The sequence below is a fragment of the Paenibacillus sp. JSM ZJ436 genome (assembly GCF_044383795.1).
Taxonomy (GTDB): Bacteria; Bacillota; Bacilli; order Paenibacillales; family Paenibacillaceae; genus Paenibacillus_AQ; species Paenibacillus_AQ algicola.
Window position 1 is genome coordinate 98315 of sequence record NZ_JBISEO010000007.1, and the last position, 26167, is coordinate 124481.

17 protein-coding genes and 1 pseudogene are annotated in these 26167 nt (G+C 43.8%); 2 read left to right on the forward strand and 16 right to left on the reverse strand.

The features are described 5' to 3' along the window. Positions 1 to 13 precede the first annotated feature (13 nt). The 4 genes from ACH6EH_RS11320 to ACH6EH_RS11335 all read right to left on the reverse strand — a co-directional run bounded on the left by ACH6EH_RS11320 (position 14) and on the right by ACH6EH_RS11335 (position 5265). Positions 14 to 1309, reverse strand: coding sequence for an ABC transporter substrate-binding protein (locus tag ACH6EH_RS11320; RefSeq protein WP_397332398.1), 1296 nt, complete (start codon positions 1307 to 1309; stop codon positions 14 to 16). 103 nt (positions 1310 to 1412) lie between these two features. Then, positions 1413 to 2195, reverse strand: a complete 783-nt coding sequence (locus ACH6EH_RS11325; protein WP_138224634.1) for a response regulator transcription factor — start codon at positions 2193 to 2195, stop codon at positions 1413 to 1415. Between the two features lie 16 nt (positions 2196 to 2211). Further along, a complete protein-coding gene (locus ACH6EH_RS11330; protein WP_397332399.1) occupies positions 2212 to 3984 on the reverse strand; it encodes a sensor histidine kinase in 1773 nt (590 codons plus the stop codon). Positions 3985 to 4470: 486 nt separating this feature from the next. Further along, positions 4471 to 5265, reverse strand: coding sequence for a helix-turn-helix domain-containing protein (locus ACH6EH_RS11335; protein WP_397332400.1), 795 nt, complete (start codon positions 5263 to 5265; stop codon positions 4471 to 4473). 146 nt (positions 5266 to 5411) lie between these two features. Here ACH6EH_RS11335 and ACH6EH_RS11340 point away from each other — a divergent pair, with 146 nt between their 5' ends. Further along, the gene (locus ACH6EH_RS11340; RefSeq protein WP_138224632.1) at positions 5412 to 6218 is read left to right on the forward strand and encodes a phytanoyl-CoA dioxygenase family protein; all 807 of its coding nucleotides are present in this window, start codon (positions 5412 to 5414) and stop codon (positions 6216 to 6218) included. Positions 6219 to 6348: 130 nt separating this feature from the next. On the opposite strand, the gene ACH6EH_RS11345 is transcribed toward ACH6EH_RS11340, so the two are convergent. The 3 genes from ACH6EH_RS11345 to ACH6EH_RS11355 all read right to left on the reverse strand — a co-directional run bounded on the left by ACH6EH_RS11345 (position 6349) and on the right by ACH6EH_RS11355 (position 9825). Beyond that, positions 6349 to 7917, reverse strand: coding sequence for an extracellular solute-binding protein (locus tag ACH6EH_RS11345; protein WP_397332401.1), 1569 nt, complete (start codon positions 7915 to 7917; stop codon positions 6349 to 6351). Between the two features lie 70 nt (positions 7918 to 7987). Further along, positions 7988 to 8854, reverse strand: coding sequence for a carbohydrate ABC transporter permease (locus tag ACH6EH_RS11350; protein ID WP_138224630.1), 867 nt, complete (start codon positions 8852 to 8854; stop codon positions 7988 to 7990). A 20-nt stretch (positions 8855 to 8874) separates the two neighbouring features. Beyond that, positions 8875 to 9825 carry an ABC transporter permease gene (locus ACH6EH_RS11355; RefSeq protein WP_233281127.1) on the reverse strand — a complete coding sequence of 317 codons (951 nt, stop codon included), beginning with the start codon at positions 9823 to 9825 and terminating at the stop codon, positions 8875 to 8877. A 229-nt stretch (positions 9826 to 10054) separates the two neighbouring features. Here ACH6EH_RS11355 and ACH6EH_RS11360 point away from each other — a divergent pair, with 229 nt between their 5' ends. Next, entirely contained in the window at positions 10055 to 12310 is a 2256-nt protein-coding gene (locus ACH6EH_RS11360) for a helix-turn-helix domain-containing protein (protein WP_397332402.1), read from the forward strand. 94 nt (positions 12311 to 12404) lie between these two features. Here ACH6EH_RS11360 and ACH6EH_RS11365 read toward each other — a convergent pair whose 3' ends face one another. From ACH6EH_RS11365 to ACH6EH_RS11405, 9 genes and pseudogenes are all read right to left on the reverse strand, one after another. Then, entirely contained in the window at positions 12405 to 13814 is a 1410-nt protein-coding gene (locus tag ACH6EH_RS11365; RefSeq protein ID WP_217496374.1) for a sulfatase, read from the reverse strand. Between the two features lie 31 nt (positions 13815 to 13845). Next, on the reverse strand, positions 13846 to 15237 hold the full coding sequence (locus tag ACH6EH_RS11370; RefSeq protein ID WP_138224628.1) for a sulfatase family protein: 1392 nt from the start codon (positions 15235 to 15237) through the stop codon (positions 13846 to 13848). Further along, complete coding sequence (locus ACH6EH_RS11375; RefSeq protein ID WP_138224627.1) at positions 15234 to 18119, reverse strand: glycoside hydrolase family 2 TIM barrel-domain containing protein; 2886 nt, start codon at positions 18117 to 18119, stop codon at positions 15234 to 15236. Before ACH6EH_RS11375 ends, ACH6EH_RS11370 begins: the two co-directional genes overlap by 4 nt. Positions 18120 to 18228: 109 nt before the next feature. Next, the gene (locus ACH6EH_RS11380) at positions 18229 to 19092 is read right to left on the reverse strand and encodes an AraC family transcriptional regulator (protein ID WP_138224626.1); all 864 of its coding nucleotides are present in this window, start codon (positions 19090 to 19092) and stop codon (positions 18229 to 18231) included. 23 nt (positions 19093 to 19115) lie between these two features. Beyond that, on the reverse strand, positions 19116 to 19265 hold the full coding sequence (locus ACH6EH_RS11385; RefSeq protein WP_397332403.1) for a hypothetical protein: 150 nt from the start codon (positions 19263 to 19265) through the stop codon (positions 19116 to 19118). 158 nt (positions 19266 to 19423) lie between these two features. Further along, positions 19424 to 19873 (reverse strand): annotated as a pseudogene (locus tag ACH6EH_RS20230) (transposase); the annotation flags it as partial. A gap of 336 nt (positions 19874 to 20209) precedes the next feature. Further along, positions 20210 to 21757 carry a sulfatase family protein gene (locus tag ACH6EH_RS11395; protein WP_138224625.1) on the reverse strand — a complete coding sequence of 516 codons (1548 nt, stop codon included), beginning with the start codon at positions 21755 to 21757 and terminating at the stop codon, positions 20210 to 20212. After that, positions 21750 to 24419 (reverse strand): glycoside hydrolase family 78 protein, encoded by a 2670-nt coding sequence (locus tag ACH6EH_RS11400; RefSeq protein ID WP_456093910.1) that lies wholly within the window; start codon positions 24417 to 24419, stop codon positions 21750 to 21752. Before ACH6EH_RS11400 ends, ACH6EH_RS11395 begins: the two co-directional genes overlap by 8 nt. Before the next feature lie 206 nt (positions 24420 to 24625). Beyond that, positions 24626 to 26053 (reverse strand): sulfatase family protein, encoded by a 1428-nt coding sequence (locus ACH6EH_RS11405; RefSeq protein WP_397332405.1) that lies wholly within the window; start codon positions 26051 to 26053, stop codon positions 24626 to 24628. Positions 26054 to 26167: the final 114 nt, after the last annotated feature.

Sequence of the window (26167 nt, forward strand, 5' to 3'; positions counted from 1 at the left end):
TTCAATTAATGAATTATTTTACTTTCGACAATTCTGCTTTCACATCTAAGCTTGGATCCCCAGCAATAGCTGAAACAGCATTTAATAATAATTCTGCTTTCTTAGGTCCAAGTGCTTGATCATAAAACGGAAAATATCCCGTAGGCGTGGAACCTGCAAACTTCAAATACGAATAGGATACAGGATCAAGCTTATCCTCTGATGGATTGGTCTTAACGGGTGAAGGTTCACCCATGGTTTCTATGAATTTGGTTCTTTCTTCCGTTCCTAATAAGAAGGCCAAAAATTTGTATGCTGCATCTAAGTCTGCTGTATTAGAAACAGCGTAGCCGGTGCCAAAACCGCCATGCACATGATTGGGCTCCCCAGCTCCACCGTCTATAACAGGGAACATCGTATAACCGACTTCAAAATTCGAATTTTTCTTCAGGTTGCCTAAAGACCAGTCACCCATCAAGTACATGCCGGATTTTCCAGACGTAAATTCTGCTTCGGCTGCTTCGTTATCCACGCCTAAAAATCCATTTGTAAAGCTTCCATTCTGAACTAACTCTTGAAGCTTTGCTCCTGCCTGAATAAAGCTTTCTTGGGTAAAGTCCCCTTCACCAGCGATGGCCTTCTGGAAAGGCTCGTTGCCTCCAATACGATTGGACAGATAGGAGAACCAATGAAGTACAGGCCAACGTCTTTTACCTGCTAATGAAATTGGGGTCACATCATTTTCTTTCAACACCTTAACTACTGCTTCCAATTCTTCCATGGTAGTTGGCGGTTGCAGATTATACTGAGCAAAAATATCTTTGTTGTACCAGAGTATGACATTGTTGATGGCGTTAGGAAGACCATACACCTTACCATCGTAACTTGATCTATCCAGTGCCCCTGGCATCAAGCTGTTCTTAAATGACTCATCTTTGTTTATATGATCCGTTAAGTCAGCGACTACATTAGCGTCAACAAACAGCTTAAATGAATCCCCTGACCAATAATGAAAAATGTCAGGCATTTGGTTAGAAGCCATAGACACTTTCATTTTAGTTTTTAATGATTCACCATCCATATGCTCTGCTTTTACAACAATTTCATTCTGACTGGCATTAAACGTATCAACGCTGCTCTGAATTGCTTCTTTTTTGGCCCCTACCTCTGGTGTCCAGAACAACAATTCAATCTTTTCTTTTTCCTCTCCTTGATTTTCAGTCTTGTTGTTTGAATTGCTGGATGACTCACTGTTGCTTGGGGTATTATTCCCACATGCAGCAACCAAAAACACTGAAAGCACAAGAATGACATGAAAAATTCTCTTCATTGTAGCACCTCCCTTTTATTTCTTACACATTTAGTTTAAGCAATTGAAACCGCTCTCACAATGACACAACACTCAGTAAAAATGCCACAATTCTCATATCTAATCAATTGTTACGAAATAACTTTCTAAATTCGTTTGGCGTTTTTTGCTCATGCTCTTGAAAAATTCTGTTAAAGTATCTGCTAGTCTGATAACCCACTGCTTCAGCCACCTCATAGATTTTCATATCTGTCTGAGCCAAAAGCTCCTTCGCTTTATAGAGTCTGATCTTCAGTATAAATTCACTAAAAAGCTCACCTGTTTCAGCCTTGAACAGACCGCTCAAATAGTTCGGGTTCATATGCACGAGCTCGGAAATTTCCTTTAGAGTTAGCTGCTTGTCCAAATTCTCCATGACATACTCCGTAATGTATTGAATGATTCTGTTTTTACTTGTGTGAATAGGGTGTAAAGTACCTGCGTGCTGCTCGACGAGCTTTAGGTTCGTTTTCATTTTTTTTAATTCAGAGAATTTTGTGATCGCTTTCTGAACAGACTCATACAGAACCTTGGGGTTCACTGGTTTTAATATATAATCAAACACACCATAAGCAATAGATTTCTGGGCATATTCAAACTCCGCATGACCTGTCAACACAATCGTCATACACTCCTTGTTAGATTGATTCAATATTTCTAACAGAGATATCCCATCCATCTCGGGCATTTTAATATCGGTAATTAATAAATTGATTTCTTTCTCTTCAAATTTATCCAGAGCTTCTATTCCGTTTTCCGCTGTATCAACGATTATTTCGCTTCCAAAATAATTGAGCAGAGCCTTTACCACTCCATTCCTCGTTAAATCCTCATCTTCCACGACCAAAATTTTTATTTGCTCCCGCATGTAACCCTCACCTTATTCATTTAAATTTATTTAACGGTATTACAATGGAGACACAAGTTCCCTCATCCGCTTTACTATTGATTTCCAAGCCATATCGATGCCCATAAAGCGACTGCAATCGATGATGAACATTTGTTAAGCCAATTCCCGATTCACCATTAAACAAATTGATGTTGGTATCATATAAGGTTGATCGGATCTGTGCTAATTTATCCTCATTTATTCCCTTGCCGTTATCATGAATTTTTATAACAAGAAGTTCCTCTGGCTCTGCATCTTCCTTGAGTTCAGCATTTTGTTTTTCAATGATTATGGTCAGAATACATTGTTTACGCATGGGTTCAATACCATATTTTATTGCGTTTTCTATAATGGGCTGCAATATTAGCTTTGGAATGATGCATTCTGATACCTCTGGATCTTGAATAAGATTGAATTCCAGCCTTTTAATGCGTAACTGCATAATTCTCAAATAGCTTCGAACGTGATCTACCTCATCTTTTAAAGCAACCCATTCTGGCGCTTTTATTGAATATCTAAACAGCTGTGACAAATCTACAATAACGTCAGCCGAATCGTCTTGTCCTTTTTCTCTTAACATCCAATTTACAACTTCAAGTGTGTTGTACAAAAAATGTGGATGAATTTGAGCATGTAACGCTTTTAGCTCTGATTGACTTCTGTAAATTTCCTTTTCATATACGGTATGAATTAACTGATCAATATCTGCAGCCATCTTGTTGTATGACTGATTTAATTCATTGACTTCTTTGTTGAAATAGATCTTGTCGTTAATCATTGGCTTTCCGTTCCTTGCTTTGTGCATAATTTTCCTTATACTATAAAGCGATTGAATCATCTTAGATGAGAGAATCAGTGAAAGGATAATCAGCAGCACCCCTGTCACTAAACCTGACCATAACAATGATTTCTTAAGCGCATGTATCGCAGCAGTAATTTGATCCATAGGTGTAAGAATGACCAAGCTCCAGCCTGTCATATTCGATGATTTAATTACAGGCTTGTAGCTTCGATTTCGAATAAGTACAGTTTCCTTCCCCTTAAGCTCCTCCATTTCGATGGATGAGATGGGTTCCATCGACGTATACACTAATCTATCTTGCTGATCGAAGAGGAGCAATAGCTCTTCAGATGATTGCTCCGTACGAACCTGCGTTAGCACGGTATTGAATGTGCGAACAACCAGGTATCCAGCAAACTGGCCATTATGCTGTAATCTAATCCTTCTGACAGACAACAAATAATTGGAGTCTAGGGGATCTGCTCCAAGCCAGATGGCCTCTCCTGCGCTTTGCTTTAATTGATTGTAAGCGGTACTACCTATTCGAGCCTGGAGTGCAAGCGATTCAACGGGATATAACGATCCTTTCTCCGAGTAGATATCGATAGAATGAATATTTTGGGAAAATGCTGTGTATTTAATAATAATGGGTCTTACATTTAATTTGTCTGAGATGCCGATTTCGGCGTTTTGGCTAGCTTGTTCAAGAATGTCCTGCACTCTAGAATCCATAGTAAATTGCAATGATATCGTATTCGTTTCTCCAAATAATGCTTCCACATGCTTCTGAGTTTGCGCAGCGCTGTTCTCCACTATTCTAACGGTGTTCCTCTCAATGATGGGCAGGGTAGTATGGTACGTCAACCATCCAGCTATCCAAAGAATTAATATCATAATAAAAACAAAGCACATAAATAATTGAACTCTTGTTCTCGTCAAACCAAGCTTGGTTAGAATATTATAAATTTTTAGTTGCTTTGTATTCATAGCGCCTGCCTCCATTTCACCATATAGATGAATGTCAAAAAATCCACTATAGAAGTGGATTTTTTGACATGTCTTGCTAAGACTGACTATGTACTTAAGTCAATAAAGTGGACACAAAAATTAGGCTCATCCAGCGAGTGCGAATCCCAGCCAGATTAGAATTAATGCCCGCCCAATACGTAAGCTTCTTATCCATTTGAATGGGATAGGTCGTTGCCTAATTCGTATTGTCTTGTGGGGCTGCGCTTTGTGTCGGGCTGTTTGAGCTCTGGCTTGCCTCCTCTGAATTACTGGAGCATGCTGCTGTTACACTGACTAGAATCATGAATTAGCTTGCTTTTGTCTTTTTCACCGCAACCATCAACCTCCCATTTTTTGTCGAGAGTTTCACAACTCCTTATCCCGATTATAAGAGCCCCTTTTCCACAACGTATATCGAACATTTACGAAATTCCATCTACAAAATCGTAAAAAAGCCCTTTTATGTTAAGTATGCTTTCTTTTATAGCTGCTTGGACTCAATCCATACCACTTTCGGAACTGATTAATGAAATGATTGTAATTGTGGAATCCCACCTCATAACATATTTCACTTGCGCTTCGATTTGTATGCGTAAGCAGTAAAGCAGCCTGACGAATTCGCATTTGGTTCAAGGTATCAATAATGGAAAGTCCAGTCTGCTCCTTGAACAAATGCGACAATCTTGAGGAAGAAAGCCCGATTGTTCGTGCGAGCTCCTCGATTTGCACACTATCCCGCATATGGATAGAAAGATAATGGATTGTTTCTACGATGCGCGGATCACGCTGTAGCTTTTGCTCCTGAGCTAACAGCATTAGCATTTCGCGAAGCGAGTTCAAACAAAGCTCCTGCCAATATTCGTCTCGTTCAGTCGAATCAAAAAGGAGTCTGCGAAACGCCTGATTTATTCTCCTTTGAGCCGTATTTGCTTTAAAATTATGGATAAAAAGTGGTTCAGAAGGCAGTAAGTTGTCTTCAATAAGATAGTCATTAAAATGCGCCCAATAAAAATCCCATTCCTCGCCCTTCACAGTACCATATCTGTGAGGCGTGCCAGGTCTTAAAAATGTTATATCACCTTTGATACAATGCTGCATTCCGCTGGGGACATCCATATATCCTTTTCCACGTAATGTATAGGTTATTAGCCACTCTGTCATACCTTTCGGCCGATGAGTAGCATAAGCATCTGACATTAGATAGTGTCCCGAAATGCTAATGCCAGTGTTCAGAAGAGAGGGGTCGTTGATAGGCTTCAATGCAATACCTCCAATCCGGATATTTAACCAACTATAGATAACTGCAGAAAGCAGAATGGTATGATTGAAAAGCAGAATTGCTAATTCCTTGAAACCTGCTTTGACTTTAGACTGTTATTAAGCAAAATATGAAGGGAGAGAGCATCATGCAAAGCCAAACCGTGTTAACGAAAGAACAAAAGAACCAATTCGAAATGGAAGGGTACGTTATTGTAAAAGGACTATTCAGTAAGCAGGAGCTGGATGAAATCGAGCAAACGTTTCACGAGATTAGCGAGAGAGCAATTCCAGGATACTTTGAGCCTGATTTATCCTCTGAGTCCCCAGATCCATTAAGGCGATATCCTCGGGTTATGCACCCGCATCGATTTAATGAAACGGCAAAAAAATATATGCTGCACCAGCCGGTGATGTCCGTGCTCGAGAGCCTATATAATGAAGCGGCGTTAGCAGCACAAAGCATGTTCTATTATAAGCCCCCTGGAGCGAGAGGACAGGCTCTTCATCAGGATAACTTTTATTTAAAGGTTGAACCGGGAAACTGCATTGCAGCCTGGACGGCTATCGACCCCGCAGATGAAGAAAACGGCGGTCTACTGGTTGTACCCAAGACGCAGCAATATGATATCGTCTGTCCGGAGCTGTCAGATTCGAAGGAATCGTTTACAACCCACTATGTAAAGCCCCCGAAGGAGCAAAAACCTATGCCAGTCATTATGGAGCCTGGCGATGTGCTGTTCTTCAACGGAAATCTTATTCATGGCTCCTATCGAAATAAGACAAAAGACAGATTTCGGAGAGCTTTCATCTGCCACTACGCGAACGAGTCGGCCACTCACATTGGCAAGCACTATCAGCCATTATTTCGAGCCGACGGCTCCATCGTTGAGTTAATCGATAACCCGGATGGTGGACCTTGCGGATTCGAATTCAAATCTCTTTACCCCCATTAATCGTCACCTCATGGAATAAATAAGAGGAAATGCCTAGCCCTTTCATAGACCATACTCGTTCTTATTAAAGAGCATAATCCCCTCACCTGTAGAGCTGGTGAGGGGATCGCAACTTTATTTACATCATTTTTTACTTCTTATTATATTCAGCCTCGAACTCTTCTAACATTTTAACTCCGCCCGAGCTTTTCCATTTTTCAATAACCTCGTCAAATTGTTGATCATTGACCTCACCCATAATGTACTTTACAGTTGCGTCTTGAATCATTTTATCCAGCTCTCCACCTAGTTCAATAGCCGTTTTCGATATAATGGAAGCCGCCGGATTGTTCACCAAGTTATTAGAGGTTTCATTTTCACTTAACACATCATACATGTCCTCAATATGCTTTGGAGTCCCAGGTGGAGCTATAGGCTCAAAGGCGTCAGGGGCAAACATTCGCAAAGAAACCAGCTCAGATTCCACATTTTTTACAATCGATATATTCCCGTTATCCTTTTTGTAATGCTCACCCTCGATGCCTAGCATAAAAAATTCCTTTTGCTCTGGCGCAGCCATCAAATCCAAAGCGGCAAGAAGTCGGTCGAGCTCTTCCTCTGTTTTTACTGTGCTTTTCGGGAAGGCAATAGTCACCCAATAGCCTTTACTTGTAAATAAGTGATTGCCGGTAGGTCCCTCTAGATAGGATAATGAGACGATGGAAGCATTAGGATTGCTGTCTAGTAACGGATTCCACAATAGTTTTTCATCGACGTTGCTTATCTGTACTCCGGCTTTTCCATTTTGAATCAATTCTTCACCCTGGGTTCTTTGAAGATAGCTAAAATCTTGGTTCATAATACCTTCATCATATAATTTCTTAAAGAAACGCATCGTCTCTCTATAGGCCTCTGTCGTGAAAGCCGGAATAAATTTGTTGTCTTTCACCTCATAACCATTAGGGGCGCCAAACTTAGCAAGCAGAATCGGAAATCCGACAGGCACGCCAGCGTGCAGTCTTTGCGCTAGACCTATCGTATCATTTTTTCCATTCCGATCAGGATCATCCTGGGTAAAAGCCCTTAATACATTATATAACTCATCAATTGTTGTAGGCTTCTGGAGACCTAGATTGTCCAGCCAGTCCTGGCGCATGTTCATACCTTGTCTTGAGATAGCCTCAGGAATATAAATTTGATAAGTTTTTCCGTCCACCTTGATATTCTCGTCTCTTATCTTATCTTTACCTGCCATTAGATTTGGATACTTTTCAAGTTTTCCATCCAATTCCCAGAATGCACCTGCCCGAATCGCAGTAACGATAGAAGGCTGCTTCCCATCGAAGATATATAGCATGTGAGGAAGGTTTCCCGATGCTAAGGCGACATTCACCTTATCCATAAAGTTCGGTCCGAATACAAACTCCGTTTCAAATTCTACATTCATAGATTTTTCAATGTACTTGAACAATGAGCCATCCATATCAGGCAGTGCTCCCCAATATGGTTGAAGCGCGGTTACCTTAATGGGCTCCAATGATTTTGTTGCTTCGGGAGCGTCGTCTTGTTTCCCATCTGTTGCCGACGCTCCATTCGAACCGACAGCATTGGAATCGGCGCCGTTGCCATTCTCATTCCCCGCACAGCCTGATAGGACAACAACACACAATAGCACGAACGATACGAGAATGACTGAAGCTTTTTTTGTTTTTTTAAGCATTCTAACCCTCCATTTAGTTTTATTTATTAAAAGATGATGCGAACCCATTCCACAAAATGGATTCTCATTGTCATCCCTTAACCGAGCCAATCATAACACCCTTCACAAAATGCTTCTGAATAAATGGATACACAAGCAATATAGGCAGAGTAGCTACAACAATCGTAGCCATTCGAAGGGATTGAGATGGTATTTCGATGCTAGCTCCAAAATCACCAAAATCTGCAGTTGCCATAATGATAATTTGACGCAGCCAAATCTGCACAGGCCACATGTCAGGTGAATTCAAGTAGAGAAATGGCATCATGAAATTATTCCAGTGATTCACAGCATAAAACAACATAAATGTAGCCATTGAAGCCATAGATAACGGAATAACGATCTGGATAAATGTTTTAAGATCATTACAGCCGTCAATCTTAGCTGATTCGAATAATTCCTCCGGCAAGCTCATGAAGAAGTTGCGCATTAAGATCAAATTAAATGCACTAATCGCATTCGGAATCATTACTGCCCAATACGTATTTATGAGACCTAATTCCTTCACGACGAGATATGCCGGTATCATCCCTCCATCAAACAGCAGGGTGAACACGATTAGAAACATAATAAAGCGCCGGCCTCTCAAGCCACGTCTAGCTAATGCAAAAGCAGTAATAGAAGTGAGAACAAGATTAATGATTGTCCCACAAACGGTAATAAATACAGAGATCATCATACTTTTGGGTATGGTTATATCCGAAAAAATAAATCGATATGCATCAAGCGAATACACCTCAGGAATCAACACAAACTTTTTTTCCATCAACTCTTGCTGAGTTGCAAAAGAGCCCGCTACGATCTGCAAAAAAGGCAAAATGCAAATCAATGAAATTACAATCAGCAGTAGCACGTTTATAGTGTCAAAGCTACGGTCCGCTAAACCACTTTTCCTCATTTGTAGATTTCCTCCTATCCCTAGAATATGCCTTCCTCACCAGACCTTCGTGCCAAATAATTAGAGCCAAGCACTAAGATTAGACCTATGACTGACTTAAACAGCCCAATAGCTGTACTATAGCTGAATTGTCCTTCCTTTATACCGATCGTATAGACATACGTATCAAACACATTGCCATAATCTTTATTGCCTGCATTGATCATGTTGTAGATTTGCTCAAAACCTAGATCCATAAAGTTTCCGATCTGCAATATAAGTAAGATGACAATCGTACTGCGTATGCAAGGCAAGGTCACATTCCACATCTGACGAAATCTGCCTGCTCCATCTATCTTGGCCGCCTCATAAAGCTGTGGATCTACTGCACTCATCGCCGCAAGATACAATATGGTCCCCCAACCCGCTTCTCGCCAAATGGTCTGTAAGGTAAGCAAGGTGCGAATCCAAGCATTTTGGCCCAAAAAATTAATCTTCTCCCCGCCGGCCCACGTGATAAACTCATTAACAATGCCGCCCTCAGTGGTCAGTAACACATACGTAATTCCTGCAACGACTACCCATGAGAAAAAATGCGGGATGTAAATAACCGTTTGTACAAAACGTTTGAACACCTTCAGACGCACTTCATTGAGCATAAGCGCAAGAATGATGGGCACGGGAAAGTAAAACAACAACTTATATAAGGAGATTAGAATGGTGTTGCGGAATAACATCACAAAATCGTTGTTTTGAAATAGTCTTTCGAAATGCTTCCACCCCACCCACTGGCTTTCTACAATTCCTAGAAATGGGGTGTAATCTTTAAACGCAATGACCACACCTCCCATAGGGATATATTTAAAAATCAAGAAATAAAACACCCCTGGGATCACAAAAATATAGAGCCATCTGTTTCGCCAAATATCCTTAAGTAGGTTTTGTGCCGCAGCTCCTTTGATACGCTGTCTGTTCGAGAAAAAATTAGTCAAATGTATTCTCAGCTCCTTGTTGTTTATATTCGTATTGATAACGCATCCCATCTTCACGCTTGATGTGGGTTACAATTCGAAATTACAGCTATATTGTATGACTGTCTATAATCATCACACACTTCGATGTATGATGATTACGAATTGGGGAGAATGATTATTGCGTGTGAAATCCCTAATAAGCTATGGTTAAATGAGAAAAAGGGGTGATTTATTGTCTACATATTTCATGAGACTACTTATCTATGGCTTGTTTCTTTCCATTTTCCCCATGGTATTGCTTGGGTATTTTGCGTATCACAATTCAGCGGCCAGTATATTAAATAAAGTGACGAACAGCAACCAGCAACTGCTTGCTCAAACCGAGATATCCATCGAGCAGAACTTGAAAATCATTGAGCGTTCAGTCGTTCAATTCTCGAACCTCCCAATAATGGATAAGCTATCGAATACAGCACTTCATGAGAGGAATTTTCAAGTCATACGTGATGCTTCTCTCAACTTGGAGTACATGTTCACTAAAGAACTCGGCATCGAGTCAATTTACTATATAAACATGAAGCATAACTGGGCTATTTATCCGGGGAAAATCTTTCAATTAAACCAACATCAAACAGATGCTTACCAATTGCTATTACAGCAATTAAAGTTCAAATCTTCTACATTATTAGATAATCACTTGGGACAAGAACCTCTCATACACAATACTCAGTTGCCAAGAGGCATCTGGCATATACAGTCCGTACCTGCAAATGTATGGAGGTCACCTATGGGTTTGCTAGCTGTAAAAATCAGCGAGAGTAAGTGGAGTGAATGGATTGCCAAGTCACAAAGCTTTAACACCTTGTTCATTATTAATAAAGAAAAACAGGTATTGGCTTCTAATGACAATAAAAACATCCCTGATCGATTAGATATTCCTTTCCTAGAGCAATATCCGGATACGCCTTCAGGTTTCACAAGGGGAGAGTTTCAAGGAGAGGATGTATATTTTTTTTACAAAAAATCGGAGTTTACTAACTGGACTTATTATATTTCCATTGTGCCGAAATCAGTCATTCATAAAGATAGTCGTTGGATCGGCTGGCTCACGCTAATGATATGTTGCGGATTAATAATTATCATGGTGGCATTGTCATTCACAGGAGCTATGAAAATTCATAACCCCATTAGAAAAATTTCAAGTCTAATTGAGAAGAAAAAACCAGGAAGTTGGACATATGATGAATTAGAATATATTGGATCTGCTCTGAAAAATATGAAACAGCAAATCATATCGCAAGGCATTCATCTCAATAAATATTATGTATTCCAGCTTTTGTCCAGTGGGATGCTGCGAAACGAAATTCAGGAAAAAATACTGGATCATCACCAACAGCTGCAATTTCAAGAGCAATACGCTCTCATCGCTATTCAAATAGACACCCTGACAAACAGTCGGTTCAAGGAGAGCGATCGGGAGTTGCTTATTTTTATCCTGATGAATATCTTGGAAGAAGTCATCCCCTCTTCCATGCGATTATCTTCTGTTGTGATGAATCAATCCCTCATCTGCATCCTTGGATTAAAGAATCAAGATGCAAACTTGAATAAAGGTACGATCCTTATTCAGGCTCAGAATACTTTAGAAAAAATTCGCGATTACACTAAGCTATCGGTGAGTGCTGGAGTTAGTACTACATTTACAGATCTCATCGATGCTCCTTTAGCTCTTAAAGAAGCCATGAATGCCCTTAAGTATAGAGTTCGGTTCGGGAATCAGTCTCTACTATTTATTGAAGATGTAGAACCATCAAGCAACAGAAACCCAATTGACTATCCTGAATACTTATCTATTCAGCTAACTGATGCCATAAAATTGAATGAACCAGAAAAAGCCGACGATGCGCTTCATCGGTTTATTCAATTGCTGTTCCAAAACAATCATCTATCTCTTACAGACTACCAGATGATTCTCATAAGACTGCTGAATGACATTGTTCGTCTATACCAGCCTGACAATGAGAATGCGAATTTAATACTAGACGGACAATCCTTACCTAGAGAACTTATGGAGCTGCAGACAGCTGATGAAATTGAAAGCTGGTTCAAGCATCGTGTAATCATACCATCTTTACGTTTAATAGAAGAAAAAAACGAACGGCAGCATCAACGAATATCCGAGCAAATGCTGTCGCTTATCCAAAATGAAACAGAGCCAACCCTTGAGTCGATCAGCACGAAATTGAACTATTCGCCGGGATATCTGGGGCTGATATTCCGAAAGGAACAAGGTGTTCCGTTCTCTGAATATGTGAAATACGACCGAATCAATAAAGCGAAGGAAATGCTGATTCAGTCCGATTTGGCGATTAATGAAATTTCTATACAACTGAACTACAAAAATACTCAAAATTTCATACGTTCGTTTAAGAAGGAAACCGGGCTAACACCCGGGCAATATAGAACTATGCGAAAATTGAAAGATCATGAAGATCCCAGTTAAAGGATATTTAAAAAAGTATCGCCGCTATCTTTCAATGACGAAAGAAGCGGCGATATTCCATTCTATTGACGTGAACAGTTCCAGCGTTTGGACATCAAAATGATTGTGTATACTCAGGATTCGGCACTGGAATTTTCGCTTCAACCTGCTCTCGCCACTGGCTTAGCTTCTTTTGGAGCTTCTCCGCCAAGTCCGGCCGCTCTTTGGCAATATCATGTTCCTCACCTAAATCCGCAAGCAAATTGTACAGCTCAACACGCCCGTCTTCAAAGAACTCAATGAGCTTATCATTTCCCATACGTATGGATGAACCAGGGGTGCCTCCTTGATTGCCATAATGGGGATAATGCCAATATATCGCTTCCCGTTCCAGGCTATCTTCTCCCTTCAGCAAAGGGACGAAGCTGATTCCGTCCGAATGCTGCTCTGGTAATAAGGGGAGTCCCGCTATTTCGAGCAGGGTCGGATAAAAATCGGGGCTGGTTACCGGAACCTCGCATACACTGCCGGGCTTTATTGTTCCCGGCCATTTGACGATCAACGGCTCGCGCACACCGCCTTCGTACATCCAGCCTTTTCCCTCCTGCAACGGCGCATTGCATGTAGGCGAGCTCTCGGCTGTAGCCAATCCACCGTTGTCCGAGGTGAAGATAATGACCGTATTCTCAGCTTGTCCCGTCTCCTCCAGAGCCTGCAGCAGCCTTCCGATATTCCAGTCCAGATTATCAATCATTGCCGCATAGACGGGATCCGATTGAATCACCCTTCGTTGGACGCGCAAATGTTTCTTGTGCTCGCAGGGGAAGAGTTCCCCCTCTTCGATAGCACTTAACTGATCCAATCCCAGCTTCTTGGCTTTTTCGGTATATTTGGCGATATCTTCCGCTTTGGCCTGGATCGGTGTATGCACCGTATAATGCGATAAGTAAAGGAAAAACGGCGCCTGATCCTTTTGTTGAATCAGTCTGATCGCTTCATCGGTCAATCTATCCGTCAAATATTCTCCCTCCGGACCATCCGGAAGCGTTTCAATTCCATAAGGGCTGAAGTATCCTTTGTGCGGCGATCCCCAGTCGCAGCCGCCGACGTTGACGTCAAAGCCGTGTTTTTCGGGATAAAAATCTTTTCCGCCCATATGCCACTTGCCTACGTTCCAGGTGCGATATCCATGCTCTTTAAGAGCACGGGCCATACTTTTCTCTTCCAAGGGCAAATAGCGAAGATAAGGTGCATCAAGCAGTTTCCCCTTTGCATCGCCGCCAATCCAGTTCGTGATTCCGAGAGAAGCTGGATACTTCCCTGTCAGAATGCTAGCGCGTGTAGGAGAGCACACTGGGCTAGCTGCATATGCATCCGTAAATCTCATTCCCTCGCTTGCAAGGCGGTCTAGATGTGGCGTCTCGTAGAAGGAGCTTCCATAACAACCCAGATCCTTCCATCCCATATCATCCAACAAAATAAATATGAAGTTCGGTCGGTTGACCAAGGTATGGTTGGCTTCCAACGTAAATCCCCCATTCCGTTAATGATTTGGCTTAGTTCTTATAAACTAAGCTGGACATCAATCTTGCAAAAATAGTATCCTTAAGCTTCTGAACTACTTCGCCATAAGCCGGTTCTCCCACCAAATTACGCTGCTCATTGGGATCCTCTGTCAAATGAAACAGCAGATAAGGAGTACCTTGTGCGTTAAGCACTAACTTCCACTCCCGGTTTTGCAGCATCACTTCGCCGTGAATCTCGGATATCGCCTCTTCCCTGTGCACTGTCCTGGGGTCTTCGAGAACAGGACTCAACGATTTCGCAAAATGACGATGCGCAAGCTGCGTTCCGGCTAATTCGCACATGCTCGGACCAATATCGAACAGCTCCACCATTCCGTCGTATACTGCTCCAGCATGCTCACTGCTCTTTAGCTCCGGGGTCCAAATGATAAGCGGCACCTTTACCGCTGCGTTTAAGAAGTTCTCTTTGTAAAGCAAGCCGTAATCCCCGTTCATTTCCCCATGGTCCGCGGTAAACACTATCACCGTCTTATCCAATTCGTTTTTCTCTTTCAAGACTTGAAGTATCTGACCGATCTGCTCATCAATCAGGGTCACATTACCGGCATAATTGGCCCTCATGGCGGCAATGTCCTGCTCCTCTAGAACAGGTGAATGCCGATTCTCGTTCATCAGCTCATCCAAATGCCCTATGGGACGAGTTGAGTCAACTGAAGGTCTAGGGATAGGCTTTGGCATTTGCTCCGGTTCGTACATGCTGGCGTAAGGCTCAGGAGCGTCCCACGGCTCATGCGGACCGCCGAAGCTGACCATACAAAACCAAGGCTTGTCGTCCTTATAGCTGCTGATGAATGCTTGGGCCTTGGTTCCGACATATACATCCGCATACAGAGACAAAGGAAGAACCGACGGTCTCGCTACATACGGTTTGGTGGTGAACCGGTCATTATATTCCTGAATATATGCATCCAGCACGCCAGCTTTGCTCCACTCGTCCGTCATATGGCTGCCAACCCACATGCTGGCTCTTGGTCCGCCAATTTCGTCCACATGATCAAATCCATAGGTATGCATAAGATGTTCACGTTCCCTCAGATCGCCTATGTGACGGTGCAAATGAGTTTTGCCAATCAGACCGGTACGGTAACCCGCATCCCGAATCGTTTGCATCCATGTGCTGCTGTCCGCCGGCAAATCATACTCTATATTTTTCCAAACCCCTGTATTATGAGGGTACAAGCCTGTAGCTAAAGAAACCCGGGCCGGAATGCAAACCGGAGAATTGGTGATACAATTGGTAAACAGCATTCCCTCTGCGGCAAGAGCATCGATATGAGGCGTTTTTACCCAGCCTCCTGTTTTGCCGAGCGCATCCAATCGAAGCTGATCTGTCATGATAAATAAGATATTATATCCGTTCATATTGTCCCCTGAGTCAATCTAGTCAATGTGATCCTGCAATGGTCATGTTCAAGAGACAGACTTTCCGCTGGCTGAGTGACAAGCGTGAGCTTATGATTCTTCTGCCGATCCAGAGGCGCAAGCTCTCCCGTTCCCCTATCGCACCACCATGTTCCATACAGCAGAGGAGTATCTAAGCCGATGGATTGCAGCACCGTTCCGTCAGGCTGGAAATGATACCGCAGGGTGCCATCCGTCCAATCACCGCATACTTGAAAAGCGAACGGCCCGTTGAACCTAGCAGGCTCTTCCTGATGATTGCCATGCGTCAGATCAATGACCTTCTCATGCACTCCCTTTTTGAATTCGGCAAGCAGCTCAAGGATCGTATCTCCATTCTCCACCACGACAGCTCGAATGGTACAGCTGTTATTGATTTCGAAGGCTCCCCTGTAAAGCGTGTTCGCCTCTGAACCGTCTATGGAATAATAGATGGCAAGCTCCCTGGAGCTTAACCCCCCTCTTAGGGCAATGCGCTCTAAAGCAATAGTCACTGTGGTTGAATCAGTAAATATAGTCGATCCTGCGATTACGGCAGCCGTAACTTCAATCGGCTTGTCCTCGAAGGTTGACTGCACAAGCCCCATGCCGAGACCGTAGAACGCCTTGCGAAGCGGAGACCGCGGCGGAGTCAGGTCCAATGGGTCCCCATTCTCCGTGCCAAGAAGCTCTGCAGGTCCGGCAACCTGAAGAGCGACAACACTATCCCCGCTCGGCACGAATCGCCCTTGTGCATCAATGATTGAGAAGCTGACTTGCGCGACATCGCGTCCATCCGGGCGCAGGCTGTCCGTATCCGTCTCCAGCCGTATGCCCGCAGGCTCACCGGCAGTACGCACTTTCTTTACAGCCTGCGGCTGTCCTGCTACATACCCGATAGCTTCCAGTGTGCCAGGCTCATAGCTCACGTCCCACGACAAGTACATCGCATCTCCCATTCTCTTTCTGCCCAGCGAGCGACCGTTCAGCAGCAGCTCTGCTTCATCACAATTCGTGTATATCCATACCGGTATACGGCTATCTTCCAAGCCTGGATGTGTCCAATGAGGAAGCAGATGAATCATGGGACTACTCGTAAATCGGCTCTGGTAGAAATAATAATGGTCCTTCGGGAAGTTGGCCAAATCGATGATTCCGAAATTCGCGCTTCGTGCAGGCCAGCCGAACGATTCTCCAAGATAATCGAAGCCAGTCCAGCGGAATTCTCCGATCAGGTATGAATATTTCTGAACAAAGCCCCACGAATGTCTGGCAGAGGTCCGGACCCCGCTATTGTCATACGAGGAATTGTACTGGAGCGCACCGTCAAAAAAGAGCTCCTTCTCCGTCAAATTGGGGATTTCGATGCGGTGACGGTTCTTGTCACGCCACCAGGTCTGCGTCCGGTAGAAGCCTCTGGTCTGGAAGGTGTGCGGCGCTTCCGTAGCAACCATTATTCGATTCGGATGTTTCTCGTGATCTAGCTCATAACCAAAGCAAGAACCACGGCCATCATTGTAACCGGCCACATCAAGAAGCGAGCGGTTCTCATCCGGACCCGGCCCAATTGAATCAATGCCGCAGGTAACCGGCCGGGTTGGATCAAGCTGATGCACAAATTCAACAAGCTTGCGAGTTGTTTCGGGCTTCATGTCTAGAACCTCGTTGCCGATACTCCAGAACAATACACAAGGATGGTTTCGGTCGCGTCGCAACATATCTCCGAGATCCTGCTGCCACCATTCTTCGAAGTACAACCCATAATCGCAATCTGCTTTCGTCTTCTCCCAGCCGTCGAACGCTTCGTCCACCACGATAAAACCAAGCCGATCGCAAAATGTATAAAACTCGGGTGACATGGGATGATGGGCTGTGCGGATTGCGTTGCACCCCATCTCCTTAAGCATTCGGAGCCGCTTCATCAGCAGCTTCTCGGGCACTGCTGCCCCAACAGGCCCGGCATCATGATGAAGGCATACCCCCTTCAGCTTCATCGGCTGACCATTCAAGGCGAAGCCACGCGTAGTATCAATAGAGAAGCTCCGTATGCCAAAGCTCGTCACATGATCGTCGATACAGCAGCCGTTCGCGAATATCTCTGTTTTCATTGTATACACTTCCGGAGTATCCACAGACCAGAGCTTCGGAGAGCTGATATTCATCTCCACTTCCTCAGTCGCGCCTTTATTAGCCTCCAGCTTCAAGAGCTTCGACGCTTTCCCGACAAGCGTGCCTGAAGGAGAAAAGATTTGAGCAACAAGCGTCACCTCGCGCTCACCAGCGGAATGGTTGGTCAGCTCGATCTGACCGTGAACAAGAGCATACTCATTGTGTATGGCCGGAGTCGTAATATACGTCCCCCAATGCGCGACACGCACTACTTCTGTCTCCACAAGCCAAACATGGCGATAGATGCCGCATCCAGTATACCAGCGGCCGCTAGGGCTTCCGGTATTGTCCACTCGTATGGCAATAGTATTGCTTCCTTCCCGAAGCAGGTCTGCGAAAGCAACCTCGAAGCCCATGTAGCCGTAAGGCCGTTCGTTTACTTTGCAGCCGTTAATCCAGATCGTGCTGTTCATATAAATGCCGTCAAATTCGAGAAACAGCCCCTTTTCCCCTATGGTCCCGCTCCACTCCAGCTGCTTGCGGTACCAGCCTATGCCGCTGGGCAGAAAGCCGCCACACTTACCAGTCGGGTTCTGCTCGGCATACTCACCCTCTATACTCCAATCATGGGGAAGCTGTACAGTCCGCCAGTGGCTGTCGTCATAATCGTCCCGGTAAGCGTCTATCTCATCCGATAAAATAAACTTCCAATTCCAATCGAAGCATTCTCGTTTGCGACAGTCTAATTGACTCATTTATACCCTCATCTCCTTTTCCCCGTATTATAAAGGAGCGTCCGAATTGAGTCTGTTATGTTTCAATATGCATTTTGGTATATTCCTGCGCTATCGATGAATCAACTACCTAACGGAATCTCGCATTTTTGCGAAATTGATTTGGAGTGATGCCTTCCATCCGCTTAAACATCTTGCCTAGATGGCTTTGATCGCAATATCCGGTCCTGCCTGCTATTTCAGCAAGCGACAAGTCGGTCTGGATCATCAGCTCCTTGACCCGCGAAATTCGGTATTTCGTTATATACTCTAGCACAGAGAAGCCTGTTATCCTCTTGAATAAGCGGGAGAAGTGAAATGGACTAAACTTGACATACTGAGAAACCATCTCAACCGTTAACGATTCCTGTATATGCTCTTCTATAAATCGAATCGCCCTCTGCACCTCGCTCCTGTATTCGTTACTGATGGTCAATTTAAGCTTGGATGTGTTGGCTATAGTAAGCTCGGTCATGATCCGAATCAAATGTGCGCCTGCTAGCAGATCGAACTCGCTTGATAGCCGGTCATACCGCTCAAGCAATTGAAGCATTAGCTCTCCAGCGATATCATGGTGCGGGAAGGTTATAACGGGCTGCGACTGGCCGAACAAATGGTAATAGAGAGTGGCTTGACTGCCTCCAAAATGTATCCACACCGCTTCCCATGGCTCTACCGGATCGGCGCAATATTTATGACCAATACTCAGGTTGATGAAGAAAAAATCGCCCTGCTGGAGTGAATAAACGGTATCGTTCCATAATAAATATCCCTTGCCCTTCAGAACGTACTGAATTTGAAAGTCGTAAAACTCCCCTGTTTTCCTCTCGTTAGCCATGTCAGCTCCATACACCCTCCACCCCATAGCGTTCACATAACACGGAAGCTGCTTAGCCAGCTCGCTTGGAGAATGATGTATCAGCTTCTTGATCACAGGAGTATTATCGCTCTGCATACAAGCACTTCCTTTATGGAGCTTTATTTGCGCAATTCAACTTGATGCTTTCTTCTATATTCTCTCGGATTAAATTTCTGATAGGTAGTAAATAGCTTACTGAAATGTTTTTTATCTGTGTATCCAACCCGTTCAGCAATTTCATAGACCTTATAATGAGAAGAAACTAACAATTCACATGCCTAATCCATTCTTTTTTGAATCACATACTTGAGCATTTTGCATAATTCTATTCTGACGTAAAGTCAGCAGGATTCACTCGGATCAAAGCGGATCCGGTGGCTTTATTCTAAAAATGTAAAGACCTGCATAATTTTTCCGTTTACATTTTTTAAGTTGCTGTTTTGTTCTTCTTACCTGCTACAGAAAGCGCAGAGACGAGCAGCACAATCGCGTTGAGATACTGGTAAGTCGTCACTTTTTGAATCCCCCAGACATGCAAACTGTCTGCGGTAAGGTGGGTTTTCATTCTGGAGTTGTATCGTTCCACGCGGGTACGTTTGTTGTAAAGTTCCTTTCAACGCTTGGTATCTCGGTGTGGACTGCTGTACCGTTTCAGGTCGTCTTTTACATCGATCTTCACGACCATACCGTAATTGGAAGAGGAATAAGCGGTCATCCCGAGCGGACAATCGACTTTACCGGTGGCGTGAGGGCAGCGAAGTTTTTTCGCCTTCTTTTGGTCGTAGCCCGCATCAAGCATAAAGAATTGCACGTCGTTTTCGGCCGTTACGGTCTTGATTAAATCTGGAGCCATTTCCCCGTCATGGACATGGACCGGCGCTTGTTTCGTCACTTGAAAACTTCTCCATTTTGGGTTGAAGTCCCTTTTTTGTCTGGAAATCCTAAGTGGAGAAAAGGCGTGCGGGACATACCATGCGCTTCGTCCAGACAGATATGTCAAGATCTCTCCACCAACCCTCTCCTAAGTAGTCAGCATGTGGACGGGATTCAATGATGAATCCCGCGCTTCCCCCTTCGTCCATGGTGGCAATCTCCTGACGAATTACAGAGTCTGTCTCCCGAGGGTCACCATGCAACCACAACAACGGATATATACTTCGTGGTGGAGACAAACGACGTGAACTGCTCCTTTAATTCTTTATAAAATTCCACCCTATCCCAATTCCTTTCGGCATGTCTCAAATCGCTCTAATCCTATCAAACCTCTCCTACCATAAAACACGGGTGCCTTCGCCCAAGCTATTGCCAGATGCATCAACAGCTCTGTTTTCAGCTGCTCTCGAATTCCAGTATATCCATCATTATAGTATAAATTATTCCACTCGTTTGGATCTTCTCCCAGATCATAAAGTTCTCCGAGTATGTCCTGATGATGCGCCCCATCATTGCCCACTGCTCCTTCCAGGTACAAAATCAGCTTCCATTCCTTTGTTCTCCACATATAGGCCGGAGCGGCATGGACCGGTACGCCTTTCCCGTGAAATTCGCAAAAAGCGCCTTTTCGTACCACATCACCTAACAGATCAAGTCCCGGCAGCATCGGATTCCGTTGCAAGCCCGCAATGTTGGACAACGTAGGCACGAGATCGATCAACTCAACCGGACGGTCATTAGTGGTCCCTCGTTTGTACTGGGGAATTGTAGAACCGGATAAAATGAGTGGCACGCGCACACTGCTGTCATATAGGCAATATTTCGAAAAACGATATCGCCGTTCACTGAACATCTCACCGTGATCCGAACAGAAGACGATCAGCGCATTATCCAGCACGCCCCGCTCCCGCAATCGGTCTAGCACTTGACCAAAATAATGATCCAGCCATGAGCAATTCGCCCAATACCGCAACGTAGAGCGACGGCGTTCCAATGGGCTCATCGCTTCCCAGACTATTCGCTTCTGGCGATAATCCTCAAGGCTTTCCCGATTAAGAGCATCCGTTGCCGCTAGATGCGTATCCTCTTCCATCTCCCAAGGAGGCTGTTGAATGTCGGGTATGTCTTCTATCCGATACAAATTTTCAAATTCTTTAGGAACATTATATCCAGCATGAGGCTTCAAGAATGATAAATATAGGAACAACGGCCGTTCCGATTCAATCCGGTCCTCATCAATAAACTGCAAACATTGCTCCGCTACCCAACCGTCCCGATGATGGTTCATTGGAATTTTGCTAGTAGAGCCGATATAACCATTCTCATTCTCTTCGCCTGCGCCAAAATTCTTGGTTTCATCCATGTAGGTCTCCAGCCGCTCAGGATGTGTATCCCCCATCATGATCGCACCTTGCTCGTAGTGGCCGTCCGCACGAGATAACCCAATAGCCCGATGTTCGAAACCTCTGGCCGAAGGCTCGGAGACTCCCTCAGCATTATGATTCCAATGGGTTTTGCCAAACCCTGCAGTTTGATAGCCGGCTTTCCTCATGAGCTCCGGTAGCGGGTCAGCAGGCAGCAGTTCTTCATTCGTAATGCCATCACAATTTGCGCGAACCCCAAGCTGAGAGGGATACATACCATACATCATGGAATAACGGCTTGGGACGCACATCGGCGCCTGGCATACGGCTTGACTATAAACAATCCCCGCGTCTGCCAACCGGTCAATATTTGGCGTCTGAATATGCTTATTATATCTTCCAATACAGTCCCATCTCTGTTGGTCAGTCATCAAAAAAATAATGTTCGGCCTCAAGTCAATCATCTCCCTTATATCTAAAGCTATAGTTTCCTGATCCTAAGTGTAATGCAACATGGTCCTCACAACAGTCCCAGCTCAACAAGCCCCCCATAATTGGCAGTATCGAGCCTCCTTCTTCTAATTGCTCAACTCTATTTATTCCCTTAAAGATTACCTGTGCAGTTGTATTGGGCGGTATAGCAATATTAATCTCCATACCGTTCTCCTGCTTGCTCCACTCCGAGCGAATGGTACCATACAGGCTTTCATAGCTAGCTTTCACCCAATTCAGCTCTGATCCAAAGGTTGGATTTATGATGATATGTTTGTAGCCCGGCTGACTTGTTGCTGTGTCGATTCCAGCCACTGTCCGATATAGCCAGTCTCCAACGGCTCCATAAGCATAGTGATTAAACGAATTCATATCATCACTCCAGAAGGAACCATCCTCTTTGATTCCGTCCCAATGCTCCCAAATCGTAGTAGCTCCTTTAGTAATGGCATACAGCCACGAAGGAAATTCCTTTTGGAACACTAATTGGTAAGCTAGATGATCATAGCCGAACCTTGACAATACATGACATAAATAAGGCGTCCCGACAAAGCCTGTAGTTAGATGAACATTATTTTCAATAATTAACTGAGCCAATGCGTCAGCAACTCTTTGACGATCCTTCACTTTAACAACATCAAACATGAGAGCCAACACATGTGCAGTTTGGGTGTTTGAAATTAACCTGCCATTGGGCGAAATGAACACGTTGTTAAATTCATCCATAATATGTTGGTGCAACTGTTCATACTTTGCCGCATCCTCAGAACGATTCAAGACCATAGCTGTTTCTTTCAGCAAATGCGTTGAATACGCGTAAAAAATTGTCGCTATGAGATCTTTGGGAGTCGCTCCCTCATAACTGTTTTCTTTTGCGTCTAAGCCAAGCCAATCCCCAAAGTGGAACCCTGTATTCCAAAGGTATTCATTTTCCCCTTGATAGCGTATATACTCCACCCATGCCTTCATACTATCGTATTGTTGCTCTAATATTCTTCTATCTCCATAGCATAGATAAAGTGTCCATGGACATATAACCGCCGCATCCCCCCAGGCTGAAGAGGAGTGATCCTCAGCACGCAGCACATGAGGAATTACATGAGGCACGCCACCGTTTGGCAACTGATCTGCCTTCAGATCTCGCAGCCACTTTGTGAAGAATAACGCTGTATTCATGTTGTAGGAAGCGGTTCTCATAAATACATGAGCGTCTCCTGTCCAGCCCAGCCTTTCATCTCTTTGCGGGCAATCGGTTGGAACGTCAAGAAAGTTACCCTTCTGACCCCAAACTATGTTTTGTTGCAATTTATTAATCATTTGATCCGAGCACTCGAACATCCCTGTAATCTCATTATCTGTGTGTATCACTTTGGCGGTGAATGTACTGAGATCGAGATCCCCAGGCCATCCCTCAACCTTCACATATCGAAAGCCTTGGAAAGAAAACCGGGGTTCAAACTCCTCTTCTTCACCCCCCTTTAACACATAATTAATCGTTTGTTTTGCGCTTCTTAAATTACCCATATAAAAATTTCCATTTTGATCAAGGACTTCCGCGTGCTGTAATGTAATTCTCCTGCCACGCTCGCCGCTCACTCTGAAATGCATCCAGCCTACCATGTTTTGACCTATGTCCAATACCGTCTCGCCTAAAGGCGTTTGTATTAATGAGACGGGCTTAATCTCTTGTATTATCCGTGTAGGCATGTTCTCTTGAGCAATCAGTGTCTCATAAGAATGATCGACCACCCTTATTCCCGACCAGTCTGCATCGTTAAAATCAGCTAGATTCCAGCCGTTTTTCTCTAATCGCGCATCGTAGGTTTCACCATGATATATTTCAGACATGATTATCGGTCCAGTTGCCGACCTCCAGTGTTCATCCGATAAAATCATCTCTTCAGTGTCATCTGCATAGGTAATATGCAACTGGCACATTAGCGCAGATTCGTTGCCATATATATTTCGCTGATCTCGATAGGCCAGATTCCCTTTGTACCAGCCCCCTCCTATAAGGGCACCTATGGCATTCATATCTGCATGCAGAAGTTCAGTTACATCATACGTCTGATATTGTAGTCGCTTGTTATATGAGGTCCACCCTGGTGTAAAGTGCCAATCCCCTACTCTCCTCCCGTTAAGGTAAAGCTCATACAAGCCTAGAGCAGTGGCATACAACCGCGCTCTTTTCACATTCCCCTTTAGCGAGAATTTACTTCGTAGCATAAGACATGCATCTTGATTGGCATCATTACGTGCAACATCACCCGTAATCCAACGGGCAGACCAGTTCTCTTCACTCAGCAATCCCGTTTCCCAACAATTCACTTCGCTCCATTCAGAAACCAACGAACGATCAATCCACACTCTTACACGATAATAATATCTAGTTCGAGAATGCAATTCAGGACCTGCATATTCAACATGAACGGATTGATCAGTTTCCATCTTCCCCGTATCCCACACGATGTCCGAGAAGTGTAAACTGTTGTCCGAAACTTGAACTTGGTAGGCCGCCTGCATGATATTCCGATCGTCGGACCAAACCTTCCAACTGAATCGAGGTTTTTTCACATCTAATCCCACAGGGTTTCTTTGGTACTCGCACCTGACATCTTCTACTCTATATCTCAAATCGGCTTCTCTCCAAACTCGTTATATACATGTACCAGACCATGTATACTCATTAATTTTTTATTCCTGCCATTGAAGGACTTTCCACAAAGAAGCGTTGAGCAAATGAATCGCAATTCAAACAGACTCGCCTGGTGGCCAATGGCCATAGCACAATGATGCGTCGGCTTCCAGTCGAAGGAGGACATAATTTAATTTTTTCAGAATTATTGTGTTTTGACAATGGGGGGCATTAGACTTTTATTCATCTGTATCGCTTGAAAATACAATTCACTTTCTTCCCATCTTTCTTTCAAGCCCACTCTACCGACTATTTCTTTCCACGGTAGCATATAATCATGAATGGTAACTTCCTGTTTAAGCTTAGCCTCCAATTCATCTCGAATCTCTATCAGTGCCGGTTCGTTCACAACGTTGTTTAACTGGTAAGGGTCCGCGACGTTATCGAACAGCAACCAGCCTGCAGGATCATAAACATGTTTTGCAAAGGTGTATCGATCAGTTCGTATCCCTCTCCATTCAAGCGTTCCGCGGTTTGTCGCTTGGTGACATGCCGTAAGCTCAAATATATAACAATAATCCCGTCCTTTTGCATTAGGGTCTATAAACAATCCATGTAAGTCTTGACCTACAACAGTACTGTCCTTAAATTCTAAACCCATCATTCCCAGTATACTAACAGGAAGATCAACTAATCCTATCAATTCTTCACGTTTCATTGGAATAGTTTTCCCTTGCCAGTAAACAAGCAGCGGTACTTTGATCGATTCTTCATATGGTAGTTGTTTATTTGTCATCCCTTGGCTGCCCAACATATCGCCGTGATCACTCGTATACACAATAATGGTATTGCTAAGTTGGCCAGTATGCTCCAGTTTACGAATCAGACGACCAAACTGCTCGTCAAGTGCGGAAATATGAGCATAATACCCCTTAATATTTTCCTTTATTTGTTTTTTACTCAAGTACAATTTATCTTTAATTTGGACGGATTGATCGGTTACATTCGGTCGCATTCTAATTTCAGTTTGTTCATATTTATCCAAAAATGATTTTGGAACTGCGTGATATGGATCATGTGGGGGTCCCCAAGACAGAACCAACCCCCACGACTTGTCATGATGTCGCTCAATAAAATCAAGAGCGAGGTTTGTCTGTTCGATCGCATCGTATCCTTGAATCGGATGGCGCTTATTTTCCTCGTCATCGTAATAAGCATTCAAATAATTATGCGTACAGTTTGCAACCTTCCATTCTTGAAATCCAAACCGTCGTGTGCCTGCTGGAATGAACTGATCTCGTGGAATGCCTGCTAAATGCCACTTCCCAATATATCCTGTCGTATATCCATGGTTCAACAAGACATTCCCCATCGTTTCCACATTGTCATACATTGGCAAGTCATTTCCAGCAGCACCGTGCTGAAGTGGATACATTCCTGTCAGCATTATACCTCTTGAAGGTACACAAACAGGACAATTAGCAATACAGTTTTCCACTTGTGTTGCCTTTTTTGAGAACGCATCTAAATTAGGTGTTATCACTTGATCGTTTCCGTAACAGCCTATATCACACCATCGGTGTTGATCAGAAAATACAAACAACAAATTGGGACGACTGTCATGTTTTGTCAATGTTCATTCCTCCATCGTTCATTTATTAAGGTAGGGTTGGTGTGGTCGGATGACCACTTGCTATGATAAACTGTCATGGACATTCTAGAACTTCCTCATCTGTTGAACATTAAA

Excerpts from the sequence above, each read along its gene's own strand:
- ACH6EH_RS11320 (WP_397332398.1), bottom strand. The coding sequence starts at position 1,309 with ATGAAGAGAATTTTTCATGTCATTCTTGTGCTTTCAGTGTTTTTGGTT.
- ACH6EH_RS11325 (WP_138224634.1), bottom strand. The coding sequence starts at position 2,195 with ATGCGGGAGCAAATAAAAATTTTGGTCGTGGAAGATGAGGATTTAACG.
- ACH6EH_RS11330 (WP_397332399.1), bottom strand. The coding sequence starts at position 3,984 with ATGAATACAAAGCAACTAAAAATTTATAATATTCTAACCAAGCTTGGT.
- ACH6EH_RS11340 (WP_138224632.1), top strand. The coding sequence starts at position 5,412 with ATGCAAAGCCAAACCGTGTTAACGAAAGAACAAAAGAACCAATTCGAA.
- ACH6EH_RS11345 (WP_397332401.1), bottom strand. The coding sequence starts at position 7,917 with ATGCTTAAAAAAACAAAAAAAGCTTCAGTCATTCTCGTATCGTTCGTG.
- ACH6EH_RS11350 (WP_138224630.1), bottom strand. The coding sequence starts at position 8,854 with ATGAGGAAAAGTGGTTTAGCGGACCGTAGCTTTGACACTATAAACGTG.
- ACH6EH_RS11360 (WP_397332402.1), top strand. The coding sequence starts at position 10,055 with ATGAGACTACTTATCTATGGCTTGTTTCTTTCCATTTTCCCCATGGTA.
- ACH6EH_RS11370 (WP_138224628.1), bottom strand. The coding sequence starts at position 15,237 with ATGAACGGATATAATATCTTATTTATCATGACAGATCAGCTTCGATTG.
- ACH6EH_RS11375 (WP_138224627.1), bottom strand. The coding sequence starts at position 18,119 with ATGAGTCAATTAGACTGTCGCAAACGAGAATGCTTCGATTGGAATTGG.
- ACH6EH_RS11380 (WP_138224626.1), bottom strand. The coding sequence starts at position 19,092 with ATGCAGAGCGATAATACTCCTGTGATCAAGAAGCTGATACATCATTCT.
- ACH6EH_RS11395 (WP_138224625.1), bottom strand. The coding sequence starts at position 21,757 with ATGATTGACTTGAGGCCGAACATTATTTTTTTGATGACTGACCAACAG.